Consider the following 21,337-nt stretch of genomic DNA (forward strand, 5'->3'; position numbering starts at 1 on the left):
CCCCGCTTCGCACGGGGGCACCCAGTCCAGACATGACCGATTCGACCTACGACGTGACGCGCGTGCGCACGTACCTCCAGGGCCTGCAGACACGCATCGCCGACGCGCTCGGTGCGCTCGACGGCACGCCGCTCGCGACCGATGCGTGGCAGCGCGGGCCGCAAGAGCGCCTGCGCGGCGGCGGCTGCACGCGGATTCTCGAAGGCGGCCGCGTGTTCGAGCGCGCGGGGATCGGTTTTTCCGACGTCGCGGGCGACGCGCTGCCGCCGTCGGCGAGCGCCGCGCGTCCGCAGCTGGCCGGTCGCGGCTTCGAGGCGCTCGGCGTGTCGCTGGTGCTGCACCCGCGCAATCCGTACTGCCCGACCGTGCACATGAACGTGCGGATGCTGATCGCGACGAAACCCGGCGAAGCGCCGGTCTTCTGGTTCGGCGGCGGGATGGATCTGACACCGGTTTATCCGTTCGAGGACGACGCGCGGCATTTCCACCAGACCTGCAAGGACGCGCTCGATCCGTTCGGCGCCGAGCTTTATCCGCGTTTCAAGGCGTGGTGCGACGAGTATTTCTTCCTGAAGCACCGCAACGAGACGCGCGGCGTCGGCGGGATCTTCTTCGACGATTTCTCCGAGCCCGGATTCGAACGCTCGTTTGAGATGATGCAAAGCGTCGGCGACGCGTTCCTGAACGCGTACCTGCCGATCGTCGAGCGTCGTGCCGCGCTGCCGTACGGCGAGCGCGAGCGCGACTTCCAGGCTTACCGGCGCGGCCGCTACGTCGAATTCAACCTCGTGTTCGACCGCGGCACGCTGTTCGGCCTGCAAAGCGGCGGCCGGACCGAATCGATCCTGATGTCGATGCCGCCGGTCGCGAACTGGCGCTACAACTGGCAGCCCGAGCCGGGCTCGCCGGAAGCGCGCCTGAGCGAGTTCCTCGTGCCGCGCGACTGGGTCTGAGCCCGTCGCGCCCCGCCGCCCCAAGAACAGGACACGTTTTTCTGGACACCATCGCCCGCCCCGCCCCGCTGCCGCGTCGTATCGGCCTGCTGGGCGGCACTTTCGACCCGATCCACGACGGCCATCTCGCGCTCGCGCGCCGGTTCGCCGGGCTGCTCGGCCTGACCGAACTCGTGCTGCTGCCCGCCGGGCAGCCGTACCAGAAGCGCGACGTGTCGGCCGCCGAGCATCGGCTCGCGATGACCCGCGCGGCCGCCGGCTCGCTGTCCCTGCCGGGCGTGACCGTGACCGTCGCCACCGACGAGATCGAGCACGCCGGCCCGACCTACACGGTCGAGACGCTCGCGCGCTGGCGCGCGCGGATCGGCCCGGACGCGTCGCTGTCGCTGCTGATCGGCGCCGACCAGCTCGTGCGCCTCGACACGTGGCGCGACTGGCGCACGCTGTTCGACTACGCGCACATCTGCGTGTCGACGCGCCCGGGCTTCGATCTCGGCGCGGCGCCGCCGGACGTCGCGCGGGAAATCGCCGCGCGGCAGGCCGGCGCCGACGTGCTGAAGGCCACGCCGGGCGGGCACCTGCTGATCGATACGACCCTTTCGTTCGACATCGCCGCGACCGACATCCGCGCACACCTGCGCGAATGCATCGCGCGCCATGCGCAAATGCCCGACGCATCGGCCGAGCATGTGCCGGCCGCCGTATGGGCCTATATTCTTCAACATCGCCTCTACCATTCCTGAATCCATGGATATTCGCAAACTGCAGCGCGTGATCGTCGACGCCCTCGAAGACGTCAAGGCGCAAGACATCAAGGTGTTCAACACCAGCCACCTGACCGAACTGTTCGACCGCGTGGTCGTCGCTTCGGGCACCTCCAACCGCCAGACCAAGGCCCTCGCGTCGAGCGTGCGTGACAAGGTCAAGGAAGCCGGCGGCGACATCGTCAGCTCCGAAGGCGAAGACACCGGCGAATGGGTGCTCGTCGACTGCGGCGACGTGGTCGTGCACATCCTGCAGCCGGCCCTGCGCCAGTACTACAACCTCGAGGAAATCTGGGGCGACAAGCCCGTGCGGATGAAGCTCGGCGGCGGCAAGGGGAACGGCTTCGCCACGGCCAGCGAAGGCGACGAGGACGAGGAAGAAGCCGCGCCCGCACGCCCGGCGCGCAAGACGGCCGCCCGCCGCCGTTGAGCCCCGAGTCGTTACGCGTCTCCCGATGAAGCTTTTCATTCTTGCGGTCGGCCACAAGATGCCGGGCTGGATCGCGTCCGGCTTCGACGAATACACGAAGCGGATGCCGCCGGAACTGCGCATCGAGTTGCGCGAGATCAAGCCCGAACTGCGTTCGGGCGGCCGCAGCGCCGAGAGCGTGATGGCGGCCGAGCGGCAGAAGATCGAGGCCGCGTTGCCGAAGGGCGCGCGCCTCGTCGCGCTCGACGAGCGCGGCCGCGACTGGACCACGATGCAGCTCGCGCAGGCGCTGCCCGGCTGGCAGCAGGACGGCCGCGACGTCGCGTTCGTGATCGGCGGTGCCGACGGGCTCGATCCGGAACTGAAAGCGCGCGCCGACGTGCTGCTGCGCATCTCGAGCATGACGCTGCCGCACGGGATGGTGCGCGTGCTGCTCGCCGAACAGCTTTACCGGGCGTGGAGCATCACGCAGAATCACCCCTACCACCGCGCATGACGTGTCGTCCTCGAGACGCGCGCCTCGCGCGCTCACCGAGATAACGACACCATGCCGTCCAGCACGCCCCCCGCACTTTTCCCCACCCTTTACCTCGCTTCACAAAGCCCGCGCCGCCAGGAGCTGCTGCAGCAGATCGGCGTACGCTTCGAGCTGCTGCTGCCGCGCCCCGACGAGGACGCCGAAGCGCTCGAGGCCGAACTGCCCGGCGAAGCCGCCGATGCCTACGTGCGGCGCGTGACCGTCGCCAAGGCCGAGGCCGCGCGTGCGCGCCTCGTCGCGAGCGGCAAGCCGGCTTCGCCGGTGCTGGTCGCCGATACGACCGTCACGATCGACGGCGCGATCCTCGGCAAGCCGGCCGACGCCGACGACGCGCTCGCGATGCTCACCCGCCTCGCGGGCCGCGAACACGAAGTGCTGACGGCCGTCGCCGTGATCGATGCCGACGGCCAACTGCTGCCGCCCGCGCTGTCGCGCTCGTCGGTGCGCTTCGCGGCCGCGTCGCGCGATGCGTATGCACGCTACGTCGAATCGGGCGAGCCGTTCGGCAAGGCCGGCGCGTACGCGATCCAGGGGCGCGCCGCCGAGTTCATCGAGCGAATCGACGGTTCCCATTCAGGTATCATGGGTCTGCCCCTTTTTGAGACCGCGGCGCTGTTGCGCGCCGCGCGTGTCGCCTTCTGAATCCCACCATGAACGAAGAAATCCTGATCAACCTCACGCCGCAGGAAACGCGGGTCGCACTCGTCCAGCAAGGCGCGGTGCAGGAGCTTCACGTCGAGCGCACGCTGTCGCGCGGGCGGGTCGGCAACATCTATCTCGGCAAGGTCGTGCGCGTGCTGCCCGGCATGCAGTCGGCATTCATCGACATCGGCCTCGAGCGTGCGGCGTTCCTGCACGTCGCCGACATCTGGCATCCTCGCCTCGCGGGCGAGCCGCAGTCGGGCACGCCGCACCAGCCGATCGAAAAGACCGTGTTCGAGGGCCAGACGCTGATGGTCCAGGTCATAAAGGACCCGATCGGCACGAAAGGCGCCCGGCTGTCGACGCAGGTCAGCATCGCGGGCCGCACGCTCGTCTACCTGCCGCAGGAGCCGCATATCGGCATCTCGCAGAAGATCGAGAGCGAGGCCGAGCGCGAGGCCGTGCGCGCGCGGCTGACCGCCGTGATCCCGCCGGACGAGAAAGGCGGCTACATCGTGCGCACGATCGCCGAGGATGCGACCTCCGACGAACTCGCCGGCGACGTCACGTACCTGCGCAAGACATGGGCGACGATCGTCGGGCAGGCGCAGCGGCTGCCGGCGACGAGCCTGCTGTACCAGGATCTCGATCTCGCGCAGCGCGTGCTGCGCGATTTCGCGAACGACGACACGACGCGCATCCAGGTCGATTCGCGCGAGACCTACCAGCGCCTCTCCGAATTCGCGGCCGAGTTCACGCCGGCCGTGAGCCCGAAGCTGCACCACTACACGGGCGAACGGCCGCTGTTCGACCTGTACAACATCGAGACGGAGATCCAGCGCGCACTGTCGCGCCGTGTCGACCTGAAGTCGGGCGGCTACCTGATGATCGACCAGACCGAGGCGATGACGACGATCGACGTGAACACGGGCGGTTACGTCGGTGCGCGCAACTTCGACGACACGATCTTCAAGACCAACCTCGAGGCCGCGCATACGATCGCGCGGCAGCTGCGGCTGCGTAACCTCGGCGGGATCATCATCATCGACTTCATCGACATGGAGAACGCCGAGCATCGCGACGCGGTGCTGTCCGAACTGAAGAAGGCGCTGTCGCGCGACCGCACGCGCGTGACGGTCAACGGCTTCTCGCAGCTCGGGCTCGTCGAGATGACGCGCAAGCGCACCCGCGAATCGCTCGCGCACGTGCTGTGCGAACCGTGCCCGACCTGCCAGGGCAAGGGCCAGGTGAAAACGTCGCGTACCGTGTGCTACGACATCCTGCGCGAAATCCTGCGTGAGTCACGGCAATTCAACCCACGCGAATTCCGCGTGATCGCCGCGCAGCAGGTGATCGACCTGTTCCTCGATGAGGAATCGCAACATCTCGCGATGCTGATCGACTTCATCGGCAAGCCGGTGTCGCTGCAGGTGGAGTCGAATTTGAGCCAGGAGCAATACGACATCGTGCTGATGTAACGGCCGTTCGAGTCCGGTTATTTCGTGTGAGCGGTTAACGTTGCGGCCGGCTCGATCGCATTGCTGTCCCAACGGCCGAGCCGCATCGCTTCCTCCAGCATGCCGAGCGTCAACGACACGCGCGGTGGTTTGCGATAACGCTCGGAAAACATCGCGAGAAACGTCGTCACCCTATCCTGTTCCTCCGGGCCGAAATAGCGGCCGCAGGGAAAATCGCCGGCCGGCACGCCAAACGTTTTGGCCCACTTGTCGATAAATTCGATTGCGTCGATTCCGGTCACATACAGATCCTCTTCGAGGCGTGACGACGGAGCGATCTTCAGTTCGCCGCCGATCAACGGGCGACCCTGTTCTTCGCGCGTGAATGCAGCCAGCTTTTCCCACGTATCGGTCGGCATTTCAGAATCCCGGAAAAACAGGCCGCCCGCCTCGAGATCGATACGTCCAATGAACGCATTGCGATCGTCCGACATGCGACCCTCGTTGTCGTTCGAGTAGCCGCCGGCCATAGCAAAGCCGAGGCAGCCCGCCGTCCCTGTATCATTCGGTCATGCGCGCGATGAGCCGCCGGGCCAAGCCGCATCACGAAACGCCCATCGCGTCAATGTTCACGAATGGTTTCACGATCGCCTCCGCGATGACACGCGATCGAGACGGCGCCATGCGTCATCCTTTCGCTGCCGCCTCCGGCCGCACGATCCATTCCCCTCTCATTCACTCACCACACACCATGAGCCAAGGCCACAACCGCCGCCAGCGCAAGAAACTCCACATCGGCGAATTCCAGGAACTCGCGTTCAACGCAACCGCGCACTACCGCAACGAACTGACCGACCTCGAACGCGGCCAGCTGATCGACGCGTTCATCGACTTCGTCGAAGCGAACGGTCTGCTGACCGTCGCGTCGGCGGACGAAGGCATCGGCGCGTACGTGATCTCCGGCGCACCGCGCGGCACGACGACCGACGCCGATCGCGAACTCGTGCGCGGTTGGCTCGCCGCCCGTCCGGAACTGACCGACGTGCAGGTCAGCGAATTCTCCGACGCGTGGTACCCGGAAGCCTGACGCCCGGTTTCCCCCTGCATTCATGCAGCGCCCGCGCCTGCCCGCCATGACGGCGGCAGGCCGGGCCGGCACCCATGCGCACGGCCCCTCGCCCGGTCGCTTCCCCGTCGCCCCACGGCGACGCGACCGCCGCCGATCCCTACCTTTTCCCGACAGTCCGCCTCCAGCAAGCCGTCGAAATCGGCCCTGAAAGGAAGACACGTTAAAATCTCCCCTCGCGTGGTGCGCCGCCCGCACCCGCCATCCATCGCCAGCCGCGTGCCCTCGGGCCGCCCCCGACCCATGGAGTGAGTGTCAATGAGCGGCGGACTTCCGTTTCACGCATCCCGCAAGTCGTTGCCGTCCTCGACGGTCTTCCTGATTCTCGCCGCCGCCGCGCTGCTGTCCGGCTGCGGGCTGCTGCCGGTCCAGAATCCGCCCGCGCCGATCAGCGAGGCGCTCGTCGAGCCCATCCAGGAAACCGCCGGCGAACCGCTGACGATGCCGCCCGTGCCGGCGCCGACGCAGCCGGAAGGGCCGGAAGCGCCGAAAAAGCCGCACCGCGAAGTCACGCGGCCGAAGCCCGTGCAGCGCCCCGAATCGCCGACTCCGCCGCCGCCTCCGCCCGCGCCGATCGTCGCGACGCGCCCGCTCGACCGCACGCAGATCCATGCGCTGCTCGACAGCGAAGTCGCGCGCCGCAACGGCAAGGTGATCGGCCGCGCGGTCGACATGGTGACCGACGCGAGCGGCAAGCCGCGCGAGATGGTCGTCAACCTGCAGGGCTTCATGGGCGTCGGCGACCGCAAGGTCATCTTCCCGTGGAACGTGTTCCGCTTCACGCCGGGCGGCAAACAGGAGCCGATCGTGCTCGACGTGCCGTCGGGCGACCTGCCGCCGGCCGCGCGGCCCAAGGCCGTGCCACTGTCGGGTTCGGCCGCGGCCTCGCCCACGACGCGCCTGCCATTGCTCGACAGCGACGTCGAGCGCCCGAACGGCACGAAGATCGGCCGCATCGTCGACGTGCTGATCGACCGCGCGTCGCAGCCGCAGGCTGTCGTGCTCGACCTCGGCGGGCTCGTCAATACCGACCGCCGTTCGATCGCCGCGAGCTGGGGCGCGCTGCGCTTCGTCACGCGCGACAAGGCACTGCGTCCGCAGCTCGACCTGAACGACGCACAGATCAAGGCGTCGCCGCCCTACGCGGCCGACAAGCCGATCGTCGCGGTCTACCCGCCCGTTGCCCCGGCACCGGCTTCGTCTGCGAGTGCGACCCGATGACGATCAAGCATTCCGTCAGCGTACGCAGTCTCCGGTCCCTCGACTGGCTCAACTTCTTCGTTGCAAACGTTCAAACAGGGTTCGGTCCGTTCATCGCGTCCTACCTCGCGTCGCACAAGTGGACGCAGGGCGAGATCGGCATGGTGCTGTCGATCGGCACGATCAGCGCGATGGTCAGCCAGGTGCCGGGCGGCGCGGCCGTCGATGCGCTGAAGAACAAGAAAGGCGCGGCCGCGTGGGCGATCGCGGCCATCATCCTGTCCGCGGTGCTGCTCGCGTCGAGCCCGACGATCGTGCCGGTGATCGCCGCCGAGGTGTTCCACGGTTTCGCGAGCTGCATGCTCGTGCCGGCGATGGCCGCGATCTCGTTCTCGCTCGTCGGCCGCGCCGACCTCGGCGACCGGCTCGGCCGCAACGCGCGCTGGGCATCGATCGGCAGCGCGGTCGCGGCGGGCCTGATGGGGCTCACCGGCGAATACTTCTCCGCGCGTGCGGTGTTCTGGCTGACCGCCGTGCTGGCGTTGCCCGCGCTGTTCGCACTCGCGATGATCCAGCCGACACACGAAGTGATCCCGCAATCGTCGAAGCCCGACGACCACGGCGACCGCGACGAAGCCGGCGAACGCGAGACACTGCTCGAACTGCTGCGCGACCGCCGGATGCTGATCTTCGCGGCGTGCGTCGTGCTGTTCCACCTGTCGAACGCGGCGATGCTGAACCTCGCGGCCGGTGAGGTCACGGCCGGGATGGGCGAGAACGTGCAGCTCGTGATCGCCGCGTGCATCATCGTGCCGCAGGCGATCGTCGCGATGCTGTCGCCGTGGGTCGGCCGCTCCGCGCAGCGCTGGGGGCGCCGGCCGATCCTGCTGCTCGGCTTCTCCGCGCTGCCGGTGCGCGCGCTGTTGTTCGCGGGCGTGAGCAGCCCGTACCTGCTGGTGCCGGTGCAGATGCTCGACGGCATCAGCGCCGCCGTGTTCGGCGTGATGCTGCCGCTGATCGCGGCCGACGTCGCGGGCGGCAAGGGCCGCTACAACCTGTGCATCGGGCTGTTCGGGCTCGCGGCCGGGATCGGCGCGACGCTCAGCACCGCGGCTGCCGGCTACGTCGCCGATCATTTCGGGAATGCCGTCAGCTTCTTCGGGCTCGCGGGCGCCGGCGCGCTGGCCGTGCTGCTGGTCTGGCTCGTGATGCCCGAAACGCGCGTCGAGAACGGCGACGCGGCAGCCGACGAACCGGCCGCCGCGTCGCCCGAACAGGCGCACTGACGCCCGCGCGCCGCCGCTACCCGCTTCCAGGTCAACGCATGATGGATACGATCAGGACACTCAACGAAGCCCGCCAGCAGATCCAGCAGTCGATCTTCGATCTGTTCAAGGGGCTGTCATTCGGGGAACGGCTCGCGCAAGGCGGGCTGATGGCGCTGCAGGCCGTGTGCAGCGCGTGCCTCGCCTACGTGATCGGCCACGCGCTGCATACCGAGCAGGCCGTATGGGCGGCGATCACCGCGATCGCCGTCACGCAGCACAACTACTCGGACACGATGTCGCTGTCGCGCGACCAGTTCATCGGCGCGATGGTCGGCGGCGTGCTCGGCTTCGCCGGTGCGGCACTCGGCGGCGACCGCCTCGTCGCGTATGCGATTACCGTCGCGGTCGTGATCGTCTGCTGCTGGTGTCTGAACGTCGGCAGCGCGGCACGGCTCGGCGGCGTAACCGCGACGATCGTGCTGCTGTTTCCGGGCAACGGCCCGCTGTGGGACGTTCCGCTGATGCGGCTCGGTGAAGTGACGCTCGGCACCGTGTGTGCGCTGGGCGTGTGCTGGGTGATGTCGAGAATCGAGCGCCGCTGGTTCCGCCACGCAGCGGCAAAGTGACGCGGCTGCCCGGCGCGCATCGCGGCATCGCGATACGCGCCGGGCGAGCGGCAAGGTCAGCCGCCGATCCGCAGCACGATGCCGGAACCGATCTGCACCAGCAGGTGATCCCCGCCGACGCCGACCCATTGATAACCGCGCGGCGGCGGGCTCAGGTGATAGCCGCGCCAGTCGTCGATCACGTACTGGCGATCGCGGAACTCGGGGGGAAGCCGGTCGCCCTTGTGCCACTCGCGGCGCGGCTGGTCGGCCCAGCGCGGCGGCACGTCGTCCTCATGACGCATCTGGCCGGGCGGCATATGTTTCGGGCCGTGGCCGCGCTGCATGCCGTGGCCGCCCTGGTCGTGGTGGTTGTCGTGGTCCTGCGCCATCGCGGCCGGTGCGGCGAAACCCGCCGCGATCACCGCGGCCAGCATCATCCCGTGCATCTTCTTCATCGTGCGTTCCCTCCGTGTCGTCACGTCGAACGAAACCACTCGAACTGCCCGATGAAGACTAGCACACGGTATCGCGCGGCTACGTAACCGCGCGTTACGCCGCCTGCTGCTGGTACTGGATCCGGTGCAGGTGCGCGTAGAGGCCGCCGTGGCGCAGCAATTCGTCGTGGCTGCCCTCTTCGACGATCTTGCCGGCCTCGAGTACGAGGATGCGGTCTGCGCGCTCGATCGTCGACAGCCGGTGCGCGATCACGAGCGTCGTGCGGCCTTCCATCAGCCGTTCGAGCGCGGCCTGCACGTGGCGCTCCGATTCCGAGTCGAGCGCCGACGTCGCTTCGTCGAGAATCAGGATCGGCGCGTCCTTGTAGATCGCACGCGCGATCGCGAGCCGCTGGCGCTGGCCGCCGGACAGCCGCATCCCGTTGCCGCCGACGAGCGTGTCGAGCCCGTCGGGCATCGCGGCGACCGCGTCGGCGAGGTTCGCGGCCTCGAGCGCGGCCTGCACGCGCGCGCGGTCGGGCGTCTGCCCGTACGCGACGTTCGCGGCGATCGTGTCGTTGAACAGCACGACGTCCTGGCTGACCATCGCCATCTGGCCGCGCAGCGCGTGGAGGTCGTAGTCGGCCACCGGCACGCCGTCGACCAGGATCGCGCCGTCGGTCGGGTCGAAGAAGCGCGGCAGCAGGTTCACGAGCGTCGTCTTGCCGCTGCCGGACGGCCCCGCGAGCGCAATCATTTCACCCGGCGCGACCTTGAACGAGATGCGGTCGAGCGTCGGCCGCTCGGTCGCGCCGTAGTCGAACGACACGTTGCGGAACTCGATCTCGCCGCGCGCATGCGGCAACAGCCGGCCGCCGCCCTGCGGCTCCGCCGGCTCGTCGATCAGCCCGAAGATCAGCTCGGCGGCCGTCATCCCGCGCTGCAGCGGCTGGTTGACGTCGATCAGGTGCTTGAGCGGCGAGATCACCAGCAGCATCGACGTGACGAACGCGACGAAGCCGCCGACCGTCGTCTGGTCGTTCGACGACTGCACGACCGCGATCGTGATCACGACCGCGAGCGCGATCGACGCGAGGAACTGCGTGAGCGGCTGAGCGAGGCCGCCGGAAACCGTCATGCGCATCGCGTAGCCGCGCAGGCGCTTGCTCATCTGCGTGAAGCGGTCGATCTCGTACGCTTCGCCGTTGTGCACCTTGACGACCTTGTAGCCGCCGACCGTCTCCTCGACGATGTACGACAGCTCGTTGGTCAGCGTCTGGTGCTCGCGGTTCAGGCGGCGCAGGCGGCGGTTGATCTTGCTGACGAGCCAGCCGATGCCCGGCAGGATCACCGCGACGATCAGCGTGAGCCGCCAGTTCAGGTAGAACAGGTAGCCGAGCAGGAAGATCACCGTCAGCGAATCGCGCACCAGCGTGACCATCACGCCCGTCAGCACCGACAGGATCTGGTTGACCTCGAACACGATCGCGTTGATCACCGTGCTCGCGGTTTCGCGCTGGAAGAACGACGCGCCGGTATGGATCATCCGCTGGAACATCTCGAGCCGCAGTTGCAGCAGGATGCGGTTCGATACGTAGTTGAGCAGGTAATTCGACGTGTACTGGGACACGCCGCGCACGAGCGCGAGGCCGATCACCGCGATCGGCACGTACCATTTCGCACGGTCGCTGCCGTGCGCGCCGAAGCCGTGGTCGAGGAGCGGCTTGAGCAGCGCCGGGATACCGGCCTCGGTGGCCGCGACGACGCCCATCGTCATCACGGCGAGCACCACGATGCCGATCAGCGGCCGGATGTACGGCCACAGGCGCTTGAGGACCGTCACGGGCGAGGTGCCCGTGCCGTCCATCGGTTTGCGAAGAGTGTTCTGGGTTTCCAAGGCAATCCTTCTTGAGCCGCGAAGCGGCGCCCGGGCATGGCCGCCCGGGAGGTCGCCCCTGTCGGGCGGGTGCCGAAAAGGGCTCAACATTATAGCCGCACCGCCCCGGCGGGCACGGTCATGGCCGACACGGGGCCGACGCAGGGCCGACGCGGCCGGCGGCCGGCGGCCGGCCCGCGGGTATACTGCCGCTCACCGTTTTCTCCGCCTTTCCGACGATTTCATGGCTGAACCCTCCCTCGGCGTCGCCCTCATCGCCCTCAATGCGTCCGCGCGGCTTGCGCAGTGCCTTGCCGCGCTGTCGTTCGCCGATGACGTCGTCGTCATAGACGGCGGCAGCACCGACGATACCGTCGCGATCGCGCAGGCGCACGGCGCGCGCGTGATCGTCGAGCGCGACTGGCCGGGCTTCGGCCCGCAGAAGAACCGCGCGCTCGACGCGCTCGACACCGACTGGATCCTGTCCCTCGATACCGACGAAGTCGTCACGCCTGAACTCGCGCAGTCGATCCGCGACACGATCCGCGCACCGAACGCGCAGGTCTACGCGCTCGACCGGCTGTCGAGCTTCTGCGGCCAGTGGATCCATCACAGCGGCTGGTATCCGGACTGGGTGCCGCGCCTGTTCCGGCGCGGCTGCGCGCGCTTCTCGGACGATCTCGTGCACGAGCGCCTCGTGTTCGATGGCGCGGCGCAGCGCCTGTCCGGCAAGCTGATGCACTACTCGTACGAGGATTTCGAAACCGTCGTGCGCAAGCTCGACGCGTATTCGACGGCCGGCGCGCGCCAGCGCCGCGCGGCCGGCCAGCGCGGCGGCTTCGGCAAGGCGCTCGCGCGCGGCACCTGGGCGTTCGTGCGCACCTACGTGCTGCGGCGCGGCTTCCTCGACGGCCGCGCCGGCTTCATGATCGCCGTGTTCAACGCGGAAACCGTGTATTACCGGTTCCTGAAGCTCGGCCACGAACGGGCGCGCTGAGCGCCCGCCCGGCACGCGACCGGCGCGGCGTTACAATGCCGGGCTGCCCGCGCCGCGCGTGCCCGCTCGCCCGACAGGCGGCGCCGCGCGCCGCCCGCCACGACGACCACCGAATCCGACCGCCATGTTCTCCATCATCATTCCGACCTGGAACAACCTGCCGTACCTCAAGCTCGTCGTCGACAGCCTGCGCCGCCACTCCGCGTACGACCACCAGATCATCGTCCACGTGAACGACGGCTCCGACGGCACGCTCGACTGGGTGCGCAGCGAAGGCATCGAACATACCGCGTCGCCGACCAACATCGGCATCTGCCACGCGGTGAACTGGGCCGCCGCGCGCGCGACCCGCGACTACGTCGTCTACATGAACGACGACATGTTCTGCTGCCCCGGCTGGGACACGGCGCTCGTGCGCCGCATCGAACAGATGCCGACCGACCTGTTCATGCTGTCGGGCACGATGATCGAGCCGGTCGACACGCGCAACCCGTGCGTCGTGGTCAGCAATTTCGGCCGCGACGCCGAACATTTCGATGCGGCGAGCCTCGTCGCGGCGGCCCCGAAGCTCGCGCGCGCGGACTGGCTCGGCTCGACCTGGCCGCCGACGCTCGTGCACCGCGACTGGTGGAACCGGATCGGCGGCTACAGCAGCGAACTGTCGCCCGGCATGAGCAGCGACAACGATTTCTCGATGAAATTCTGGGACGCCGGCTGCCGGATCTTCATCGGCGCCGGCGACAGCCTCGTCTACCACTTCCAGCAGAAGAGCACGGGCAAGATCGTCAAGAACGACGGCCGCCGCCAGTTCCTCAACAAATGGGGCATGACCCAGGCGACGTTCGACCGCTACTACCTGCATCGCGGCGAACCGGCCGGCACGCGCGTCGCGCTCGACACGCCGGCCATCGAAGGACGCCTGAAGCGCGCGCTGCTGCGCTCGCGGATCAAGCGCGCGTTCAGCTGATCGGGCCCCGAAAACAGCACGGAAACGCCCCCTGCTTCGCGTATACTCTGCGCCGTTCGTCCCGGCTCTCCCGCCGGGGCGCGCGGCGCGCAGCACGATGCCCGCAAGCCGCATTCGTCCATTCGACAGGTTCCGATGCTTTCGTTTTCCGCTCCCGCCACGCGGCGCCTGACCGCCGCCCGCGCCTTCGCCGTTGCCGCGCTCTGCATGGTGCCGGTCTCGACCGCGCTGACCAACGTCTTCTGCGGGCTGTTCGCCGCCGCGCTCGTCATCTCCCCCGAATTCTGGCGTGACCTGCGCTCGTTGGTCACCGACCAGGCTTCGCTCGCGGCACTGCTGATCCTCGCCGCGCTGGCCGTCAGCGTCACTTATACGGTTGCGCCGCACGCCAAGGCGTGGAACTGGGTCGCCAAATACGACAAGCTGCTGCTGCTGCCTTTTGCCGTGGTCGCGTTCCGTCATTCGAACTGGGCGCCGATCGTGCAGCGCTGCTGGTTCGCCACGCTGTGCGTCATCCTGCTGCTGTCGACGACCAACTATCTCGGGCTGACCGCGATCGGGCCCGCGCATGCGACCCAGCTGCCGCTGTCGCGCGCATGGGTGTTCAAGAACCACATCGCCGCCGGCATGTTCGGCGCGCTGCTGTTCTACCAGGCCGCCGATTTCGCGCTGTCGGCGCGCACGACGCTGTCGCGCGTCGCTTGCGCCGCCATCGCCGCGTGGTCGCTGGTGAACGTCTTCGTGATGCTGCAGGGGCGCACCGGGCAAGTCATCGCGCTGCTGCTGATCCTCGTCGTCGCGGTGCGTTTCGTGCTGTTGCTGCGCCGCCGGTCGGCGCTGCGCGCGGGGCTCGTCGCCGGGGTGTTCGTCCTGGCCGGCATCGCGCTGGTAGTCGCGGCTTGCACGGTTCACAACGGCCGGCTCGTCAAGGTCGTGTCGGAAGTGCAGCAGTATCGGCAGAGCGATGCGGCGACGTCGACCGGGCTGCGCCTCGAGTGGTACAAGAAGGGCTTCGAACTGTATCGCCAGCGCCCGCTGATCGGCTATGGCGCGGGCGGCCTCGAATTCGAATTCGAGAAACTCACGGCCGGCAAGACGGCCGCCGAAGGCCAGCTGACATCGAACCCGCACAACGAATACCTGCTGATGGCCGTGCAGCTCGGGACGCTCGGCCTGCTGCTGTTCATCAACCTGATCGTGCAGATCGCACGCGGCAGCCGCGCGCTCGATCCGCGCTCGCGGCATCTGCTGCTCGCCTGGCTCGCGATCTTCGCGATCGGCAGTCTCGCGAATTCGTTGCTGCTCGATTTCGCCGAAGGGCACCTGATCGTGCTGCTGGCCGGTATCCTGCTCGGCTGCGGCGAGCGCGGCGAGGCGCTGCCGCGCGAGACGTCGGCGATCCGGCGCAGTGCGTAACGCTTAACGCGCGGCGGCCTGCGCCGTGCTGCCGACCGACTTCGGCGGCGGCGGCACCCGCCGTCGAAGCGACCGGGCTGCGCGCGTTCGGCGCGGCCCGTCGCGAAACAGGCCATCCAGAACGACAAAAAAGAACGGCGTGCGCCGCCCGCGCGTCAGTCGGAGCCGGCGCGATGCAGCCGTGACGTATCGACGGTGACCGCGGCCGGGCCCGGCGGATTCAGCCCGAGCATCTCGGCCGCTGCGGCCTTCACGCGCTGCGCACCGAGATTGACGAGGCAGTCGCTGCGGCTGTCGACCTTGCGCTCGCAGCCCTCGTGCCGGCACGGCACGCAATCGCCCTCCCCCTGCAGCAGCCACACGTTCCCGTGCCGCCCCGAGCCGCGCAGCGGCCACGGATTCTCGGTCGCCGGCCAGTGCTGCGGCCACGGCCCCCAGCGCACCGGGTCGGACGGACCGAACAGCGCGATCGTGTCGGTGCCGGTCGCGGCCGCGACGTGCGTCGCGCCGGTGTCGGGCCCGATGAAGAGCCGTGCGCGCCGTACGAGTTCGGCGCTTTCGCCGAACGTCAGGCGTCCGACCAGGTTCAGCACGTCGCCGCCCGCTTCGGCCGCGACCTGCTCCGCATACTCGCGCTCGCTGTCGGCCGGGCCGCCCGACAGCGCGACCGCATAGCCGTGCTCGCGCAGCCAGCCGATCATCTCGACCCAGCCGTCGAGCCGCCACTGCTTGTAACGGAACATCGGATACGGATGCAGCACGACCAGCGGCTTGCCGGCGCGGATCGCGGGCGACTCGGCGAGCCACGCGTCGAAACGCGCACGCCGTGCCGGATCGTCGCCGATGCCGGGTGCGACGACCTCGGACACCGGCTCGATGCCGATCACCGGCGCGAGTGCCAGCGTGCTGACGACCGTATGCGCGGATTCGTGATGATTGATCGCGATCCCGTTCAGCATCATCCGCGTGAGCCACGTCACGCGGTTCGGATCGACGAGGCCCACCCGCTTGCGGCCCGCGAACCAGCTGTAGAAGCGCGGCCGGTCGGAGCTCAGCGCCGCGCACGCAAGATCGTAGCGGCGCCACATCGACAACGCGTCGCGCAACCGCTCGCGGAAGCCCGCGCGCTGCGCGACGACGATCACGTGCCGCACGTCCGGATTGTGCTCGAGCACGCCTTCGGTGCCGCGGAACACCAGCATGTCGATCTGCGCATCCGGCCAGCGGGCCTTCAGCGAACGGACGAGCGGCGTCGTCAGCAGCACGTCGCCGATACGGCGCGGCGCGGCCACGAGGATGGTTCTGGGCGGGCGGGCGGAAGAAAACAGGGCCACGGCGATTGAGGTATCCGGCTGGCTGAACAAGGCTGGCAATGTACAGGATTTTGCAGCAGCCGGCGCGGCCTGGCGAATCGGCCGCGCGGCGGCCCTGATACGGCCCTGCTCATGGAGGGATGCCCGGCAGGCGCACCGCGCGCCGGTGCCGCACGCGGAGGCTTGTGACGCCCGTGACGCCCGTGACGCTACGAGGCCGCCAGGATCACCGGCGTCGCAACAACGGCAGCCGGCCGCGGGTGGGCTGCGTCGGCCAGCGGTTCGTCGCGATGGGTGGCCTGCGGCAGCAGATGACGCACCGCGCGCTCGACCGCGTCGACACCGATCGCGTCGACGGTCGCGCCGGCGCGCAGGATCACGTGCGGCACACCGAGCGGATGCCAGCGCAGGTATTTCTCGGGACGATCCTCGAACAGCGCGGCGACGGGCACGCCGAGCGCCGACGCGAGGTGCACGGGGGCGCTGTCGGCCGAGACGATCGCATCGAGCAGGCTCGCGGCCGCCACCAGCTCGGCGACCGACGAAGGCGCGACATGGCGGGCGCTCACGTCGCGCCACGAGTCGTCCTCGGGCGCATGGCCCACGGCCGGGTCGCGAAACACGATCACGTCGACGCTCGGCGCAAGCCGCTCGGCAAGGTCGTGCCAGCGATCCGCGGGCCAGCGGCGCTCGGCCGCCTTGTTCGTCACGAACAGCCCGACCCGCGGCTTCGTGCGCGCGCCGAGCAGCCGATGCCACGCGTCCTGCAGCGCGCGGTCGGGATGGACCGACAACTCGAGACGGTCGAGATCGGCGCGGCCGAGCTCGGGCACGAGCCGGAAACCCGACAGCGCCTCATGGCACATCGGCCGCTGCGCGACATGCTCGGGCTTGCGATCGTCGAATTCGGTCTCGGCATCGTGCCAGCGGCAATCCTTCGCGCCGATCTGGCGCGCGAACTGCATGCTGCTGCGATGCATGCCGCCGTTCGGCACGACCACGAGGTCGAACCGCAAGCGGCGCAGGCGACGCACGAGCCGCAGCCGGTCGAAGAACGCACGCATCCGCCCGGGACGGTCGTTGCGTTCGCATTGGCGGCTGTACACGTAGGTGTGGATCACGTCCACGTCCGGGTTTCCGGCCAGCGCGGCCGCGTTGTAGCGGTTCGCGACCACATGCAGTTCCGCGCCGGGCCAGCGCTCCTTCAGCGCACCGAGAAACGCCGTCGTGCACAGCATGTCGCCCAAAAAATCGATCCGGATCACGAGGATCCGCTGCGGCGGGTTCCCATTGGCCATGGTCATGTGGTGACTGTCAGTTCATTGTTGTCGCGACGGGCCATTTCCCCGCATCCGGTTCCGGGACGGCCTTGTCGCATATTGCCGCTCGCCGCACGGATCCGCCCCCGTTCATGCGCGCGATACCGGCGCCACCCGCCGGACGAGCGGCGATCGGCGCCGCGTTCGTGCGGCCAGCGCCGGATTGTATAGCGTCCGGATGGCCAGCCCAAGACCCGCTTGCGTGAACATGCAAAACGGCCCGCCGCACCGCACGATGGCGATGCGGCGGGCCGCGTGGCGCGACAGCCTTCGGCTGAAGCGCGGTCAGTACGTGATTTCGACGACGCTGCCGTCGAACGCCGCACGCAGCTCCGCGAGCAGCACGTCGCTCGGCTTCACGCGCCATGCGTCGCCGAGGCGCATTTCGCCTTGAGCCCGCGCGTTGCTGTAGTGAACCTGCACCGCGAGCCCGTTGGGCAGCGGCGCCTGCGGACGGCGGCCGCCGTCGCGCCCGCCGCCGCGCGGTGCAGGCGCCTCGACCGCAGCCGTGGCCGCGGGATCGTCCTTCGACACGTGAGGCTCGAGCACGCGGCGCAGCGCGGCCGCGTCGGCGTTGCCGTTCATCGTCAGCCGTACGGCCTGCGCATAACGGCTGCGCGCGCGTTCGAGATCCATCACCGTGTCGGCCGTGAAGCGGATGCCGCCCGTGAACGCATCGTTGCGCGCCTGCCCCTGCACGATCAGCAGTTCGTCTTCCTTGAACAGCGCCTTGTTCGCCTCGAACTGCTCGTTGAAGATCGTGATCTCGCACTGGCCCGAGCCGTCGTCGAGCAGCGCGATCAGCATCTTGCCGCGCTGGGTCATCTGCGTGCGCAGCGAAGCGATGATGCCGGCCACGAGCTTGTCGCGCCCTTCTTTCAGGTCACCGACCTTCTGCCGCACGAAACGGCGCACCTCGTCGCGATACGCGTCGAACAGGTGGCCGGACAGGTAGAAGCCGAGCGCGCCCTTTTCTTCCTGCAGGCGGCGCTTGTCGTCCCACGCGGGCTCGTCGACGAGCGCATGCGCGTGCGGCGATTCGGCGCCCATGTCGAACAGGCCGGCCTGCATCGCGTTCGCCTCGGCCTGGTCGGCCGCTTCCATCGCCAGCGGTACCGACGCGATCAGCTGGGCACGGTTCGTATTCAGCGAATCGAATGCGCCGGCGCGGATCAGCGCCTCGACCGTGCGGCGGTTGACGACGCGCCGGTCGATCCGCTCGCAGAAGTCGAACAGGTCGGTGAATGGCTTTTCCTCGCGGGCGCGCAGGATTTCCTCGATCGCGTTCTGGCCGCTGCCCTTCACGGCGCCGAGGCCGTAGCGGATCGTGCGCGAGCGCTTGCCGTCGGCTTCCGCGACCGGCTCGAAGCGGTAATGCGACTGGTTGATATCGGGCGGCAGCACGGCGAGGTTGTTCACGATGCAATCGTCGAACAGGATCTTCACCTTGTCGGTGTCGTCCATCGCGAGCGTCATGTTGGCCGCCATGAATTCGGCCGGATGGTGCGCCTTCAGCCACGCGGTGTGATACGCGAGCAGTGCGTAGGCAGCCGCGTGCGACTTGTTGAAGCCGTAGCCCGCGAACTTCTCCATCAAGTCGAAGATCTCGTCGGACTTCTCGCGCGTGAGGCCGTTCTTCGCCGCACCCTCGGCGAAGATCTCGCGATGCTTGGCCATCTCCTCGGGCTTCTTCTTGCCCATCGCGCGACGCAGCAAGTCCGCGCCGCCGAGCGAGTAGCCGCCGATGATCTGCGCCATCTGCATCACCTGCTCCTGATAGACCATGATGCCGTAGGTCTCTTTCAGGACGGGTTCGACGCGCGGATCCGGATAGTCGACCTTCTCGCGGCCGTGCTTCCGTGCGCAGAAGCTCGGGATCAGGTCCATCGGGCCCGGACGGTACAACGACACGAGCGCGATGATGTCCTCGAAGCGGTCGGGCTGCGCATCCTTCAGCATGCCCTGCATCCCGCGGCTTTCCAGCTGGAACACGGCGACCGTGTTGGCCTTCTTCAGGATCTGGAACGAGGCGGGATCGTCGAGCGGCACCTGCGCGAGCGACCAGTCGGACTTCGACGGATCGAGGCGGCGGATGTAGCGCTCGGCCCAGTCGAGGATCGTCAGCGTCGTGAGACCCAGAAAGTCGAACTTCACGAGGCCGACGGCTTCGACGTCGTCCTTGTCGTACTGGCTGACCACGCCGCCGTCGTCGCCCTGCGTGTACAGCGGGCAGAAATCGGTCAGCTTGCCGGGCGCGATCAGCACGCCGCCCGCGTGCATCCCGACGTTACGCGTGAGACCCTCGACGCGCTGCGCGAGGTCGAGCAGCTGGTGCACTTCGTCCTCGTGGTCGTAGCGCTCCTGAAGCTGCGGCTCCTCCTTCATCGCGTCGGCGATCGTCACGTGCTTGCCCGGCTTGAACGGGATCAGCTTCGCGATGCCGTCGGTGAACATGTAGCCGAGGTCGAGCACGCGGCCGATGTCGCGCACGGCCGCCTTCGCGGCCATCGTGCCGAAGGTGGCGATCTGCGACACGGCGTCCGCGCCGTATTTTTCCTTCACGTACTGGATCACGCGATCGCGGCCGTGCTGGCAGAAGTCGATGTCGAAGTCGGGCATCGACACGCGTTCCGGGTTCAGGAAACGCTCGAACAGCAGGTTGTAGCGCAGCGGGTCGAGATCGGTAATGCCGAGCGCGTACGCGACCAGCGAACCGGCGCCCGAGCCGCGGCCCGGGCCGACCGGCACGCCGTTGTTCTTCGCCCAGTTGATGAAGTCCGCGACGATCAGGAAGTAGCCGGGAAAGCCCATCTTCGTGATGGTCCCGCATTCGAATTCGAGGCGCTTGTAGTACGTGTCGCGCTGCGCGTCGCGTTCGGCTTCGGCCGGATACAGCTGCGCGAGACGCGTCTCGAGCCCTTCCTTCGACAGCTGGACGAGGTAGTCGTCGAGCGACATGCCGTCCGGCGTCGGGAACAGCGGCAGCTTCGGCTTGCCGAGCTCGAGCTTCAGGTTGCAGCGCTTCGCGATCTCGACCGTGTTCGCGATCGCCGACGGCAGGTCGGCGAACAGCGCGGCCATGTCGTCCTGCGTGCGGAAATACTGGTCGGTCGTGAAACGCTTCTGGCGCCGCGGATTCGCGAGGATGTCGCCTTCCGAGATACACACGCGCGCTTCGTGCGCGGTGAAATCGTCGTCGGTCATGAACTGCGTCGGGTGCGTCGCGACGACCGGCAGCTTCAGCGCCGCGGCGAGCGTCGCGGCCTGCTGGATGTACGCCTCGGCGCCCGGCTGGCCGTAACGCTGCAGCTCGATGTAGAAGCCGCCCGGGAACACCTTCGCCCAGCGCTCGGCGTGACGGCGCGCGGCTTCTTCGTTGCCCGCGGCAAACGCGAGCCCGATATCGCCCTGTTGCGCGCCCGACAGCGCGAGGAGCCCCTGCGCGAGCTCGCCGTCGAGCCAGCTCGCGTCGAGTTCCGCACGGCCGCGGTACTGGTTCGTGAGCCACGCCTTCGACAGCAGCTCGCAGAGATTCAGGTAGCCGACCTTGTCCTTGACGAGCAGCAGCAGCCGCGACGGCTTGTCGCGGTCGTCGGGATTGGCGATCCAGACGTCGCAGCCGGCGATCGGCTTGATGCCCTTGCCGCGGGCTTCCTGGTAGAAACGGACGAGGCCGAATGCGTTGCCGAGATCGGTGAGCGCGAGCGCGCCCTGACCGTCCGCGGCCGCCGCCTTGACGATGTCGTCAATGCGCACGATGCCGTCGGCAATCGAGAATTCGGAGTGAACGCGAAGATGGACGAAGCGGGGATCTGACATGGGCGCTATTGTAGCCGCCCCGCCGCGCAGGCTGCCCAAAAAATGCCCGCTTTGGCCGTTCGGCCGATGCGCGCGGCGACGCGTCGCGCGGTTGGCCGATCGGCCAGGTACCGGTGCCCGCGCCGTTTGCGGGATAATACGGTTTTTCGAATCAACGCCCCGGCTTCGCACCCTTTTTTGCGGGCCGCCGTGCGGCCGTTTTCCCGTCGG

19 protein-coding genes are annotated in these 21,337 nt (G+C 68.3%); 13 read left to right on the forward strand and 6 right to left on the reverse strand.

Annotated features, from left to right (window positions below; genetic code table 11):
- Nucleotides 1–32 precede the first annotated feature (32 nt).
- From hemF to rng, 6 genes are read left to right on the forward strand one after another with little or no spacing between them, the layout of a single operon-like run.
- Nucleotides 33–953 (forward strand): oxygen-dependent coproporphyrinogen oxidase, encoded by a 921-nt coding sequence (gene hemF / locus ACTJLD_RS31300; RefSeq protein WP_060357720.1) that lies wholly within the window; start codon nt 33–35, stop codon nt 951–953.
- Between the two features lie 41 nt (nt 954–994).
- Complete coding sequence (locus ACTJLD_RS31305) at nt 995–1,696, forward strand: nicotinate-nucleotide adenylyltransferase (protein ID WP_060193461.1); 702 nt, start codon at nt 995–997, stop codon at nt 1,694–1,696.
- Between the two features lie 4 nt (nt 1,697–1,700).
- The gene (rsfS, locus tag ACTJLD_RS31310) at nt 1,701–2,147 is read left to right on the forward strand and encodes a ribosome silencing factor (protein WP_440660564.1); all 447 of its coding nucleotides are present in this window, start codon (nt 1,701–1,703) and stop codon (nt 2,145–2,147) included.
- 25 nt (nt 2,148–2,172) lie between these two features.
- Nucleotides 2,173–2,643, forward strand: a complete 471-nt coding sequence (gene rlmH, locus ACTJLD_RS31315) for a 23S rRNA (pseudouridine(1915)-N(3))-methyltransferase RlmH (protein WP_006484265.1) — start codon at nt 2,173–2,175, stop codon at nt 2,641–2,643.
- Nucleotides 2,644–2,694: 51 nt separating this feature from the next.
- Complete coding sequence (locus tag ACTJLD_RS31320) at nt 2,695–3,327, forward strand: Maf family protein (RefSeq protein WP_060086010.1); 633 nt, start codon at nt 2,695–2,697, stop codon at nt 3,325–3,327.
- A gap of 8 nt (nt 3,328–3,335) precedes the next feature.
- Nucleotides 3,336–4,805 (forward strand): ribonuclease G, encoded by a 1,470-nt coding sequence (gene rng / locus ACTJLD_RS31325; RefSeq protein WP_021161094.1) that lies wholly within the window; start codon nt 3,336–3,338, stop codon nt 4,803–4,805.
- Nucleotides 4,806–4,822: 17 nt separating this feature from the next.
- Here the strand turns inward: rng and ACTJLD_RS31330 are convergent, their stop codons facing one another.
- A complete protein-coding gene (locus ACTJLD_RS31330; protein ID WP_440660641.1) occupies nt 4,823–5,203 on the reverse strand; it encodes a DUF1493 family protein in 381 nt (126 codons plus the stop codon).
- 332 nt (nt 5,204–5,535) lie between these two features.
- Here ACTJLD_RS31330 and ACTJLD_RS31335 point away from each other — a divergent pair, with 332 nt between their 5' ends.
- The 4 genes from ACTJLD_RS31335 to ACTJLD_RS31350 all read left to right on the forward strand — a co-directional run bounded on the left by ACTJLD_RS31335 (nt 5,536) and on the right by ACTJLD_RS31350 (nt 9,004).
- Nucleotides 5,536–5,871: a YggL family protein gene (locus ACTJLD_RS31335; protein ID WP_027786829.1), complete on the forward strand. Its 336-nt coding sequence runs from the start codon at nt 5,536–5,538 to the stop codon at nt 5,869–5,871.
- A 297-nt stretch (nt 5,872–6,168) separates the two neighbouring features.
- On the forward strand, nt 6,169–7,131 hold the full coding sequence (locus ACTJLD_RS31340; protein WP_440660566.1) for a PRC-barrel domain-containing protein: 963 nt from the start codon (nt 6,169–6,171) through the stop codon (nt 7,129–7,131).
- Nucleotides 7,128–8,396, forward strand: coding sequence for an MFS transporter (locus ACTJLD_RS31345; RefSeq protein ID WP_059697953.1), 1,269 nt, complete (start codon nt 7,128–7,130; stop codon nt 8,394–8,396). The genes ACTJLD_RS31340 and ACTJLD_RS31345 overlap by 4 nt, the downstream gene beginning before the upstream one ends.
- Nucleotides 8,397–8,437: 41 nt before the next feature.
- Nucleotides 8,438–9,004, forward strand: coding sequence for an FUSC family protein (locus tag ACTJLD_RS31350; RefSeq protein ID WP_440660643.1), 567 nt, complete (start codon nt 8,438–8,440; stop codon nt 9,002–9,004).
- Between the two features lie 56 nt (nt 9,005–9,060).
- On the opposite strand, the gene ACTJLD_RS31355 is transcribed toward ACTJLD_RS31350, so the two are convergent.
- A complete protein-coding gene (locus ACTJLD_RS31355; protein ID WP_059688858.1) occupies nt 9,061–9,441 on the reverse strand; it encodes an RcnB family protein in 381 nt (126 codons plus the stop codon).
- Between the two features lie 94 nt (nt 9,442–9,535).
- Entirely contained in the window at nt 9,536–11,287 is a 1,752-nt protein-coding gene (msbA, locus tag ACTJLD_RS31360) for a lipid A export permease/ATP-binding protein MsbA (protein ID WP_034195746.1), read from the reverse strand.
- A 253-nt stretch (nt 11,288–11,540) separates the two neighbouring features.
- Between msbA and ACTJLD_RS31365 the strand changes: the two genes are divergently transcribed.
- From ACTJLD_RS31365 to ACTJLD_RS31375, 3 genes are all read left to right on the forward strand, one after another.
- The gene (locus tag ACTJLD_RS31365; RefSeq protein WP_440660569.1) at nt 11,541–12,293 is read left to right on the forward strand and encodes a glycosyltransferase family 2 protein; all 753 of its coding nucleotides are present in this window, start codon (nt 11,541–11,543) and stop codon (nt 12,291–12,293) included.
- Between the two features lie 124 nt (nt 12,294–12,417).
- Nucleotides 12,418–13,260 (forward strand): glycosyltransferase family 2 protein, encoded by an 843-nt coding sequence (locus tag ACTJLD_RS31370; protein ID WP_440660571.1) that lies wholly within the window; start codon nt 12,418–12,420, stop codon nt 13,258–13,260.
- A gap of 135 nt (nt 13,261–13,395) precedes the next feature.
- A complete protein-coding gene (locus ACTJLD_RS31375) occupies nt 13,396–14,676 on the forward strand; it encodes an O-antigen ligase family protein (RefSeq protein ID WP_027786822.1) in 1,281 nt (426 codons plus the stop codon).
- A 155-nt stretch (nt 14,677–14,831) separates the two neighbouring features.
- On the opposite strand, the gene ACTJLD_RS31380 is transcribed toward ACTJLD_RS31375, so the two are convergent.
- The 3 genes from ACTJLD_RS31380 to dnaE all read right to left on the reverse strand — a co-directional run bounded on the left by ACTJLD_RS31380 (nt 14,832) and on the right by dnaE (nt 21,127).
- Nucleotides 14,832–16,010, reverse strand: coding sequence for a glycosyltransferase family 9 protein (locus tag ACTJLD_RS31380; protein ID WP_059618946.1), 1,179 nt, complete (start codon nt 16,008–16,010; stop codon nt 14,832–14,834).
- 188 nt (nt 16,011–16,198) lie between these two features.
- Nucleotides 16,199–17,287, reverse strand: coding sequence for a glycosyltransferase family 9 protein (locus ACTJLD_RS31385; RefSeq protein WP_059697960.1), 1,089 nt, complete (start codon nt 17,285–17,287; stop codon nt 16,199–16,201).
- A 306-nt stretch (nt 17,288–17,593) separates the two neighbouring features.
- The gene (dnaE, locus tag ACTJLD_RS31390) at nt 17,594–21,127 is read right to left on the reverse strand and encodes a DNA polymerase III subunit alpha (RefSeq protein ID WP_027786819.1); all 3,534 of its coding nucleotides are present in this window, start codon (nt 21,125–21,127) and stop codon (nt 17,594–17,596) included.
- Between the last annotated feature and the right edge of the window lie 210 nt (nt 21,128–21,337).

Origin of the sequence: Burkholderia sp. 22088 (assembly GCF_052045915.1) — a bacterium.
GTDB lineage: Bacteria > Pseudomonadota > Gammaproteobacteria > Burkholderiales > Burkholderiaceae > Burkholderia > Burkholderia cepacia.